Origin of the sequence: Ruixingdingia sedimenti (genome assembly GCF_031432425.1) — a bacterium.
GTDB lineage: Bacteria > Pseudomonadota > Alphaproteobacteria > Rhodobacterales > Rhodobacteraceae > Ruixingdingia > Ruixingdingia sedimenti.
This window is the reverse complement of sequence record NZ_JAVKPH010000061.1, coordinates 1-9655: the sequence shown is the minus strand read 5'-3', so window position 1 is coordinate 9655 and position 9655 is coordinate 1. Positions and strand designations below refer to the sequence as shown.

Here is a 9655-nt window from a genome sequence, read left to right as displayed (position 1 = left end):
TCGTGCTGGCCAACGCGCTCATCCGCGACAATCGAAAATGGAGCCCAAATGCCACTTGATCGACACGGATACTACGGCCCGCGCCCCTCCCACGAGGGAGGGCGCCATGGATAAGTGGACCCCGTCCCTCGTCGAGGCCCGTCTCGCTGAGGCGGCCTTCGTGCTCAAGCGCCTGCCCGAGCCGCGACGGCAGGGCTACTTCAGCACGTGGCCCGAGATCGTCCACTCCTTCGCCGACAAGGTGGGCCAGGAGCCGAAGCCCATGCGGGTGCTGCCCTCGCCGCAGGCGATCAGCCGGATGGAGGAGACGCTGACGTGGACCGCGTGCCTCGAACCCGTCGATGGCAAGATCGTCTGGATGCGCGCCCATGGCGAGCGGTGGAAGTCCATCTGCTGGACGGTCGGACTGCAGCGCTCGGCCGCCCACCAGCACTGGCTCTACGGGCTCTGCGTCATCTCGCTGAGGCTCAACCGGCGGCGGTTCAACCGCAACCTGTCGAAGCGGCGCGTGATCGAACTGGCCGGTGGCGCGTAACCCTGCGCGCCAGAGGGGAAGGTGTGCGGCGGACAGTTTTCGACGGGACAGAAAACCGGTTCAGGGGCTAGGTTCGGGATAAGCTCGGGAGAGGCGCGCGCAGCGCGGTCCCGAGCGAAACCATCCTTTCGTTGGCAGGTCCGTTGGAAAAGGAAAGGCGCTGATCCTTTCCTTGTGGGCCGCTGTCCGCCGCTTGCAAGCCCTTTGGCCGAGTTCGCGGTTCCTTCCTGGCGATATTCGTATGCTGGCGGGCGAAGCGCGGGACATCGCCAGCGACAGGGCCGGATTTTTGGGAAGCCACCCGGAAGCCGGAGCCACGCGCGCCCCGCGCAAACACCAATGAACGCTGGCCTTCCGACCGGACACCGCTGCTAGCCGCTGGACCCCGTGTGGAGTCCAGCCCGGCATCCGGAGTCCGGAAACCACCGGCATCCACCCGACCGAGGAACCTTGCCCACCATGACGCTGAGCTTCGCCCCGGACGCGATCGAGACGTGGCCGCTGTCGCGCCTGCAGCCCTACGCGAAGAACGCGAAGGCGCACGGGCCGGACCAGGTCGCGAAGATCGCCGCCAGCATGGCCGAGTTCGGCTGGACCGTGCCGTGCCTCGTCGGCGAGGACGGCGAACTGATTGCGGGGCATGGGCGCGTACTGGCCGCCACGCAGCTCGGGCTGACGGAAGCGCCGGTGATCGTGCTCGGGCACCTGACCGAGGCGCAACGGCGGGCGTACCGCATCGCGGACAACAAGCTGACCGAACTCGGCACCTGGGACGAGGCGCTGCTGTCGGCGGAACTGAACGATCTTCTGGCCGCGGATTTCGACCTGTCGCTGGTCGGTTTCTCCGACGGCGAGCTCGACAAGCTGCTGGCTTTCGTGCCGGAGGGGGACGGTGAAGAGGGCGGCGCCGGGGGCTCCGTGCCGCCGGTGACCATCCCCGAACCGCCGCGCAATCCGGCGTCCCGCACCGGCGATCTGTGGATCCTCGGCGACCACCGGTTGCTCTGCGGCGACAGCACCAGCGCGGCCGACGTGCGCCGCCTGATGAATGGCGAGCGGGCGATCCTGTTCGCGACCGATCCGCCCTATCTGGTGGACTACGACGGCTCCAACCACCCGACCCGCAACAAGGACTGGTCGGCGTCCTACGGCACGACCTGGGACGACTCGAGCCAGGGCGCCGAGCTCTACGACGGCTTCATCGCCGCCGCCGTCGCCGAGGCCATCGCCGAGGATGCCGCCTGGTACTGCTGGCACGCCTCGCGACGCCAGGCGATGCTGGAAGCGTGCTGGGAAAAGGCCGGGGCATTCGTCCATCAGCAGATCATCTGGGTGAAGGACCGGGGCGTGCTGACCCGCTCGCACTACCTTTGGAAGCACGAGCCCTGCTTCATGGGCTGGCGACGCCCGAACCGCCCCCCGAAGGTGGCCGAGGAAACGCTGCCCTCGACATGGGCGCTGCCGAGTTTCGCCAAGGACGACCGGCCCGACCACCCGACGCCGAAACCGCTCGACGCCTTCGGGATCCCGATGCGCCAGCACGTCGCCCGCGGCGGGCTCTGCTACGAGCCATTCTCTGGCTCCGGCTCGCAGATCATGGCGGGCGAAGCCAATGGCCGCCGCGTCTTCGCGATGGAAATCAGCCCGGCCTACATCGATGTCGCCGTGGAGCGCTGGCAGGCCGAAACCGGCAAGGACGCGATCCTCGACGGCGACGGCCGGACCTTCGCGCAGGTGAGAACCGAGCGGCTGGGCGACGCCACCGATACGCCGGACCCGGACGCCGCCCCCGAACCAGCGCGAAAGCGCAAGACCGCCGCGTGACATGCATGACCTGGCTCTACCTTCCTCCGGACGCGCTTCCGGAACCGGAGACGCATGCCTCTTCGGCCTCTCCCTGTGCTCCGGCGCAGGCGGACTCGACCTTGGTCTCGCCATCGCCATCTCCGGTTATCGTGCTGTGGGCCATGTCGAACGGGAAACCTATGCCGCAGCCACTCTCGTGGCGCGGATGGAAGACGCGTCCATGGATCAGGCTGTTGTCTGGGACGACGTTGCCACCTTCGACGGCCGCCCGTGGCGCGGCGCGGTGGACATCGTCACTGCGGGCTATCCGTGCCAGCCGTTCTCGGTCGCGGGTAAGCGCCGCGGTGCCGACGACCCGCGCCACCTCTGGCCGCATGTCGCCCGCATCATCGGCGAAATCAAACCGCCCTTCGTGTTCCTCGAGAATGTCGCCCATCATCTCCGCCTCGGCTTCCCCGAAGTCGCCGGAGGACTGGTCGGCATGGGCTACCGCCTTGCGGCAGGCCTCTTCACGGCGGCGGAAGTCGGCGCACCGCACAAGCGCGAGCGGCTGTTCATCCTCGCCATCCGCGAGGGGGACGAACTGGCCGACCCCGCGCGCCTGCTCTGGCACCCGGTCGAGTGGCGGGAACCGGACGGAACTGCTGCGGCTCTGGCCGACGCCCCGGGCCAGCGCCAACGAGAACCGGCAGACGAAGCCAACGCCGTCGCAGGCAGCGGGGCAGCACGGGATGAACCTCGCGACGACGGCCGCGATGTGGCCGACGCCGCAGACCGACAGCTTTCGCAGCAGAGGTGGCGCGCGGAGGGACGAGAAGGGTCTGGACCAGCTGGCGAGGGACTGGCCGACACCGATGGCCAGCGACGGCTGCAAACCGAGCGCGGGCAACCGGCGGACAGCCGACCTGACCCATGCGGCCGGGATGTGGATGACGCCGACGGCGCGCGATCACAAGGATGGGGCGACGACATTGGCGAACACCCCGGTGAACGGCCTGCTTGGCCGCTAGGTCCTGGTGACGCTGATGGCTGGGCGCGATACCTCCGAGCCGCGCCGGACCTTGAACCCGCTGTTCGTCGAGGCGCTGATGGGCTGGCCCACCGGGTGGACCGGCTTCGGCTCTGTGGCAACGGCGTGGTCCCGCTGGTTGCAGCGCATGCGCTGCGAACTCTCGCGGCTGAACTGCTGGCCGATGGATGAGGCGGCATGAGAACGTGGACGATCCATGAGATCGTCGACGCCTGCGCCATGACGACGGGCGAACTGAGCCAATGGATCTCGCGTGGTCATTTCCGACCTTCCGTGGCTGTGCGGCCCGGTCAGCGCCGGCGGTTCGATTGGCGCGATCTCGCATGCCTTGCAGTCATGAGAATGCTGAGGAAGCACTCACTATCGTTAGACGGGATGGCGCTGATCGTCTCGGACCTGCGCGACGACCTCGCCGGGATGAACGACATCTCCGACATCTCGGGCCGGTCCTTCTTCTGCGCGGACTGGGGCAAGAAACAACCCTGTCCGACCGTGGGGCTCGTCACCGAAACGGATCTCTTCGCGGTGCTGAAACGGCGACCCGAGACCGTGATCATCGTGGACGTTGCGACCGTGTACCGTGATGCTGCTGGTGCAATCCCCGTCGTGACGGCCGCGGGAGGTGCCGCGCAGTGAAGCAGAGCCGGATCATGTCGATGGTCGAGGCCGCGACGAATGTCGTCGTCGGCTATGTGCTGGCCATCGCCACGCAGATCGTCGTGTTCCCGTGGTTCGGGATCGAGACGGGGCTTGCGGAGCATCTGACCATCGGCCTCGCCTTCGTCGGCGTTTCGCTGGCGCGCGGCTACCTGCTGCGTCGGTTGTTCGAGGCGATCCGGGTCCGGAGCGCAGAATGAGACACCGCCGCCCAGAATGCGGGGCGGCGGCTCATGGGCATTGGCTGACCGATCTACCCGTCCCCTTGGCGGAGCGTGGCGTGGACCGCGCGCCAATCCACCCCTGCGTCCCTGAGGGCCTCGCGCAGCTGCTTGATGAGGCGCCATGGCACGCGGGCCTCGTAGGAATGCTCGTGCTTGCGGAGCGGGGGATATGCCGCCAGCTGCAGCGCGATCCCGAGGATGCGGTGCTGCGGGTCCGGGCGGTCGGCGGGGCTCAACGCCCCGCCCCCTCGGGCATGTCGCGGATGCGGTAGCGACGTGCGCCGCCATCGACCTTCTCGGAGATGATGGTCAGCCCGAGCTTCTTTTTCAGGGCGCCGGACATCGCTCCTCTGACAGTATGACTCAGCCAGCCCGTTTCGGCGACGATCTCGTCGATGGTCGCGCCGCCCTCGGCGCGGAGCATCTCGATCAGGGTCTCCTGCTTGGTGCCCTTCCGACGCTGGACCGGGGCGGTCGGCGTCTCAGCCGGCGGCGTGTCGTCCTGCTCGTCCGTGATCCCGAGGGTGCTGTAGGCCAGTGGGGTGGCGCGCAGCGTGATCGGGCCGCGCTCCTCGTCGTGCCGCCAGACCGTGTTGAGGTCCGTGGCGCCGATTTCCTCGATCAGGCCCTGTTTCAGGAGGCTCTTGCAGACGTTGCCGACGGCGCCGCCCTTGAGGCTGGCGGTGACGGGAAAGACCGCTCCGTCCTCGCGCGCGCAGGCGGTGGAAAGGATGATGGCTTGGGCGTCGGAAAGCTGGTTCTGGGTCATGGGGTCGTCTCCGTATTCGGGCCCGCGTCATGCGGCGCCTTCTACGACCCCGAGCCGCGCAGGGCGCGCGGCGGGAGTTCCGGCTGTGCCGGAGATCAGCGGGCGTGCTCGCCCTCGCCGAAGGCGCTGTCGGTGATGCGCTTCAGGAGGCTGGCGTAGTGTTCGAGGGTGCCGACCATCGCCCAGCCCGCTTCGTCGGGGTGGCAGTTGAAATGGTCGTCGCTGAGTGCCTGCAGGCGGGCGAGCATCTCGTCGATCTCGGCCTTCTTGCCGATGAAGGCCGCGAGCGCGGCTTCCTTGTTCCGGCGCGCCTTCTCGGCGCGGAGTTCGTGGCGCGGCGTGGTGATCGGGTTCAGGCGGGTGGTCATCGAGGTGGCTCCTTGTTGAGTTGCATCGTCCTTCTGGAAACACGTTCCCTCTGTCCGCGAGGCTTATCAACTCGATAAGCACATGATCTTGAATGATATTCGGAGTCGTCGATGCAGGGCATGAGCGAGCGCCAGTACGCCGCGCATGTCGGGCTGTCGCGGGGCGCGATCCAGAAGGCGAAGACGGCCGAGCGGCTGGTCCTCTATCCCGACGGCAGCATCAACGCGGCCGCCAGCGACGCCAGGCGTGCCGAGACGACGGACCCGTCCAAGACCCGCAAGCCGCCCGCACCGAAGATGAAGCCCGTCCCCGAGGCTGCTGTGGCCGCTGTCGGCGACACGCTCCGCGAACAGGGGCTGGCGGTCCCGGCAGTCGGCGGTGGCACGACCTTCCTGCAGGCCAAGACCGCGAACGAGGTGCTGAAGGCCCAGGAGCGGCGCATCCGGCTCCAGAAGCTGAAGGGGGAGTTGATCGAGCGGGCCCGCGCGCTGGCGCTGGTGTTCCGCCTGGCGCGGGAGGAACGGGACGCATGGGTGAACTGGCCCGTGCGTGCGGCGGCGCTGATGGCGGCAGAACTCTCGGCCTCGTGCAGCGACGCGACGGGCCAGCAGATCACCGTGGAGCCAGCCGCGATGCAGAAGGTCCTGGAGAAACATGTACGCGCCCACCTCGACGAACTCGCCGAGGTCCGGCCCGACTTCCGGTGAGAGCAGCGATGGCCTGACGGACTTCGACGGCGCGGGCGAGATCCTGCGCGCCTGGGGCAGCGGGCTGCGCCCCGATCCGGACCTCACCGTCTCGGAATGGGCGGACCGGCACCGGATGCTCTCGGGCCGCGCCTCCGCCGAGCCCGGGCGGTATCGCACGGTGCGCACGCCGTACATGCGCGAGATCATGGACCGGCTGAGCCCCGGCGATCCCACGCAGCGGATCGTGTTTATGAAGGCCGCGCAGGTCGGCGCGACCGAGGCGGGCAACAACTGGATCGGGTTCGCGATCCACCAGGCACCGGGGCCGATGCTCGCGGTCCAGCCCACGGTGGAACTCGCCAAGCGCAACTCGCGCCAGCGGATCGACCCGCTGATCGACGAAAGCCCCGAGCTGCGGGAGCGGGTGAAGCCCGCGCGCTCCCGCGACGCGGGCAACACGATGCTCTCCAAGGAATTCGCGGGCGGCATCCTGATCATGACCGGCGCCAACTCGGCGGTCGGGCTGCGGTCCACCCCGGCGCGGTACATCTTCCTCGACGAGGTCGACGCCTATCCCGCCTCGGCCGACGAGGAAGGCGATCCGGTGACGCTGGCCGAAGCACGGTCGCTGACCTTCGCCCACCGGCGCAAGGTGTTCCTGGTTTCGACGCCCACCATCCGGGGTCTGAGCCGGATCGAGCGGGAATACGAGGCGTCCGACCAGCGCCGGTTCCACGTGCCATGCCCGCATTGCGGCGCGATGCAGTGGCTGAAGTTCGACCGGCTGCGCTGGCAGAAGGGACGGCCGGAAACGGCGGAATATCACTGCGAGGGCTGCGACGCGGCAATCGCGGAACACCACAAGACGGCGATGCTGGAGGGCGGCGAATGGCGGGCGACCGCCACCGCCGCCGATCCGACCACGGTCGGGTATCACCTCTCGGCGCTCTATTCGCCGATCGGCTGGCTGAGTTGGGAGCGGATCGTGCGGGCATGGGACGCGGCGCAGGGCTCCGACGAGGCGATCAAGGCCTTCCGCAACACGATCCTCGGCGAGACATGGGTCGAGACCGGGGAAGCCCCCGACTGGCAGCGGCTTTATGATCGGCGGGAGCGCTGGACATCCGGCACCGTGCCTGCGGGCGGGCTGTTCCTGACCGCCGGGGCCGACGTGCAGAAGGACCGGATCGAGGTCGATGTCTGGGCCTGGGGTCGCGGGCTGGAAAGCTGGCTCGTCGATCACGTCGTCATCGAGGGTGGGCCAGATCGGCACGATTCATGGTCGGAGCTGACCGCGCTGCTGGACAGAAGCTGGCCGCATGAACGCGGCGCGCATCTCAGGATCGCGCGGCTCGCCATCGACACCGGCTACGAGGCGCCGGCGGTCTATTCCTGGGCGCGAGCGCAGGGGTTTGGGCAGGTGTCGCCGGTGAAGGGTGTCGAGGGGTTCAACCGCTCGAGCCCGGTGTCGGGGCCTACCTTCGTCGACTCGACCGAGGGCGGCAAACGCCTGCGGCGCGGGGCGCGGCTCTGGACCGTGGCGGTCTCGACCTTCAAGGCCGAGACCTACCGCTTCCTGCGGCTGGCGCGCCCGACCGAGGAGGAGATGGCCGACGGGGCGGCATTCCCGCCCGGCTCGGTGCACCTTCCGCACTGGGTCGAGAACGAATGGCTGAAGCAGTTCGTGGCCGAGCAGCTGGTGACGGTGCGCACGAAGCGCGGCTTCGCTCGGCTGGAATGGCAGAAGCTCCGTGAGCGAAACGAGGCGCTGGACTGCCGGGTCTACGCCCGCGCCGCCGCCTGGATCGCGGGCGCGGACCGCTGGCCCGAGTCGACCTGGCGCGACCTCGAGGATCAGCTCGGGGCCGCCCCCACCGACACCGATCCCGCCGGGCAGATCAACCGGCCGGGACAGGCCCCGCAGGGCAAGCGCCGCTCCGACTGGCTCGGACGGCGTGGAGGATGGTTTTGATGACCGACTGGACGGAATCCGAGCTTTCGGCGCTGCGCCGGGCCTATGCCAGCGGCACGACCCGGGTCAGCTATGACGGCAAGTCGGTGGATTACGGCTCGGCCGAGGACCTGCTGGCGCGCATCCGCACCATCGAGCGCGCCATTGCGGGGACGACCCGACCGCTGCCGTTGGCGGGGCTGGCGGGCTTCTCGCGCGGGGACCGGTGATGTCGGCGACCTGGTTCGATCACGCCATCGCCACGGTGGCCCCCCGAATGGCCGCGCGCCGCGTGATGGCCCGTCAGGCCTTCGAGACCCTGACGCGGGGCTATGACGGGGCCGCGCGCGGGCGTCGCACCGAGGGCTGGCGCGCGCCGGGGTCCTCCGCCGACACCGAGATCGGCGTGGCCGGGGCGCTCTTGCGCGACCGGATGCGCGATCTGGTGCGCAACAACCCGCATGCGGCGAAAGCCGTGGCGGTGCTGGTCAACAACATCATCGGCGCAGGGATCATGCCGCGCGCCGCCAGCGGCGACGACACGCTCGACCGGAAGGTCGATGGGCTCTTCGAACGCTGGACAGCGGACTGCGATGCCGATGGTCAGCTCGACTTCTACGGGCTGCAGACGCTGATCTGCCGCGAAATGGTCGAGGCGGGCGAGGTTCTGGTGCGCCGAAGGCTGCGGCGGGCCAGCGACGGTCTCCCGGTGCCGCTGCAACTGCAGGTGCTGGAGGCCGACTTCCTCGACGCCACCAAATCCGGCGCCCTCGGCGCGGGACGGCTGGTGCAGGGGATAGAGTTCGACCCGGTCGGCAAGCGCCGGGCCTATTGGCTGCATGCCGAACATCCGGGCGACGCCTACGGCGCCTTGCAGAACGGGTTGCAGAGCCGCCCGGTCCCGGCGAGCGAGATCGCCCATGTCTACGAGAAGCAGCGCACGCAGGCGCGCGGCGTTCCATGGGGCGCGCCGGTGATCCGCAGCTTGCGCGATCTCGACGACTATGAAGTGGCCGAGCTGGTCCGCAAGAAGACCGAGGCTTGCGTCACCGCCATCGTGTTCGGCGACGACGAGGCGCAGCAGGGCATCGCGCCATCCGTGGTCGACGCCGACGGTAACCGGGTCGAGCAGTTCGAGCCGGGGCTGATCGCCTATGCCCGCGGCGGCAAGGACATCCGCTTCAACCAGCCCTCGGCGACCGGCGGCTACGGCGAATACAAGCGAGCGAGCCTGCACACGATCTCGGCCGGGTTCCGGGTGCCCTACGAGTTGCTGACGGGCGACCTCAGCCAGGTCAACTATTCCTCGATCCGGGCGGGGCTCGTGGAGTTCCGCCGCCAGATCGACGCGGTGCAGTGGCAGCTCTTCATCCCGATGTTCTGCGCGCCGGTCTGGCGCTGGTTCACGGAAGCGGCATGGGCGGCGGGGGGCTCTGTTGCACAAATCGCGTGAGGGATTCATCTCGTGAATCCAGCGTGGTAGCTTGACTGCATGAGCAGACCGACACCCCCGATCTACAAGACCAGGAACTGGCCCGCCTATAACCAAGCGCTCAAGCGCCGCGGCTCTCTGACGATCTGGTTCGACCCCGCCATGACGTGGAAGGCCGCGCCGACTGGCAAGC

The 9655-nt window shown here is 68.7% G+C and carries 12 protein-coding genes and 2 pseudogenes; 12 read left to right on the top strand and 2 right to left on the bottom strand.

Annotation, left to right across the window (positions count from 1 at the left end; translation table 11 throughout):
• Nucleotides 1-106 precede the first annotated feature (106 nt).
• The 7 genes and pseudogenes from RGD00_RS22195 to RGD00_RS22165 all read left to right on the top strand — a co-directional run bounded on the left by RGD00_RS22195 (nucleotide 107) and on the right by RGD00_RS22165 (nucleotide 4228).
• Nucleotides 107-535 (top strand): DUF6362 family protein, encoded by a 429-nt coding sequence (locus RGD00_RS22195; RefSeq protein ID WP_310459418.1) that lies wholly within the window; start codon nucleotides 107-109, stop codon nucleotides 533-535.
• Between the two features lie 459 nt (nucleotides 536-994).
• Nucleotides 995-2359: a site-specific DNA-methyltransferase gene (locus RGD00_RS22190; protein WP_310459417.1), complete on the top strand. Its 1365-nt coding sequence runs from the start codon at nucleotides 995-997 to the stop codon at nucleotides 2357-2359.
• Between the two features lies 1 nt (nucleotide 2360).
• A pseudogene (locus tag RGD00_RS22185) lies at nucleotides 2361-2870 on the top strand (DNA cytosine methyltransferase); the annotation flags it as partial.
• Between the two features lie 202 nt (nucleotides 2871-3072).
• Nucleotides 3073-3351 (top strand): hypothetical protein, encoded by a 279-nt coding sequence (locus RGD00_RS22180; RefSeq protein WP_310459420.1) that lies wholly within the window; start codon nucleotides 3073-3075, stop codon nucleotides 3349-3351.
• 6 nt (nucleotides 3352-3357) lie between these two features.
• Complete coding sequence (locus RGD00_RS22175; protein ID WP_310459419.1) at nucleotides 3358-3552, top strand: hypothetical protein; 195 nt, start codon at nucleotides 3358-3360, stop codon at nucleotides 3550-3552.
• Nucleotides 3549-4007 (top strand): MerR family transcriptional regulator, encoded by a 459-nt coding sequence (locus RGD00_RS22170; protein WP_310459416.1) that lies wholly within the window; start codon nucleotides 3549-3551, stop codon nucleotides 4005-4007. Before RGD00_RS22175 ends, RGD00_RS22170 begins: the two co-directional genes overlap by 4 nt.
• Nucleotides 4004-4228: a DUF7220 family protein gene (locus RGD00_RS22165; protein ID WP_252926965.1), complete on the top strand. Its 225-nt coding sequence runs from the start codon at nucleotides 4004-4006 to the stop codon at nucleotides 4226-4228. Before RGD00_RS22170 ends, RGD00_RS22165 begins: the two co-directional genes overlap by 4 nt.
• 256 nt (nucleotides 4229-4484) lie before the next feature.
• On the opposite strand, the gene RGD00_RS22160 is transcribed toward RGD00_RS22165, so the two are convergent.
• Complete coding sequence (locus tag RGD00_RS22160; RefSeq protein ID WP_310459415.1) at nucleotides 4485-5021, bottom strand: DUF3489 domain-containing protein; 537 nt, start codon at nucleotides 5019-5021, stop codon at nucleotides 4485-4487.
• 95 nt (nucleotides 5022-5116) lie between these two features.
• Entirely contained in the window at nucleotides 5117-5389 is a 273-nt protein-coding gene (locus RGD00_RS22155) for a hypothetical protein (protein ID WP_066813809.1), read from the bottom strand.
• 111 nt (nucleotides 5390-5500) lie between these two features.
• Here RGD00_RS22155 and RGD00_RS22150 point away from each other — a divergent pair, with 111 nt between their 5' ends.
• The 5 genes and pseudogenes from RGD00_RS22150 to RGD00_RS22130 form a co-directional block, all read left to right on the top strand.
• Nucleotides 5501-6097: a hypothetical protein gene (locus tag RGD00_RS22150; protein ID WP_310459414.1), complete on the top strand. Its 597-nt coding sequence runs from the start codon at nucleotides 5501-5503 to the stop codon at nucleotides 6095-6097.
• Entirely contained in the window at nucleotides 6045-8051 is a 2007-nt protein-coding gene (locus RGD00_RS22145) for a phage terminase large subunit family protein (RefSeq protein ID WP_310459413.1), read from the top strand. Before RGD00_RS22150 ends, RGD00_RS22145 begins: the two co-directional genes overlap by 53 nt.
• The gene (locus RGD00_RS22140) at nucleotides 8051-8260 is read left to right on the top strand and encodes a phage head-tail joining protein (RefSeq protein WP_310459412.1); all 210 of its coding nucleotides are present in this window, start codon (nucleotides 8051-8053) and stop codon (nucleotides 8258-8260) included. The genes RGD00_RS22145 and RGD00_RS22140 overlap by 1 nt, the downstream gene beginning before the upstream one ends.
• Nucleotides 8260-9483: a phage portal protein gene (locus tag RGD00_RS22135; protein WP_310459411.1), complete on the top strand. Its 1224-nt coding sequence runs from the start codon at nucleotides 8260-8262 to the stop codon at nucleotides 9481-9483. The genes RGD00_RS22140 and RGD00_RS22135 overlap by 1 nt, the downstream gene beginning before the upstream one ends.
• Before the next feature lie 39 nt (nucleotides 9484-9522).
• Nucleotides 9523-9655 (top strand): annotated as a pseudogene (locus tag RGD00_RS22130) (IS5/IS1182 family transposase); the annotation flags it as partial.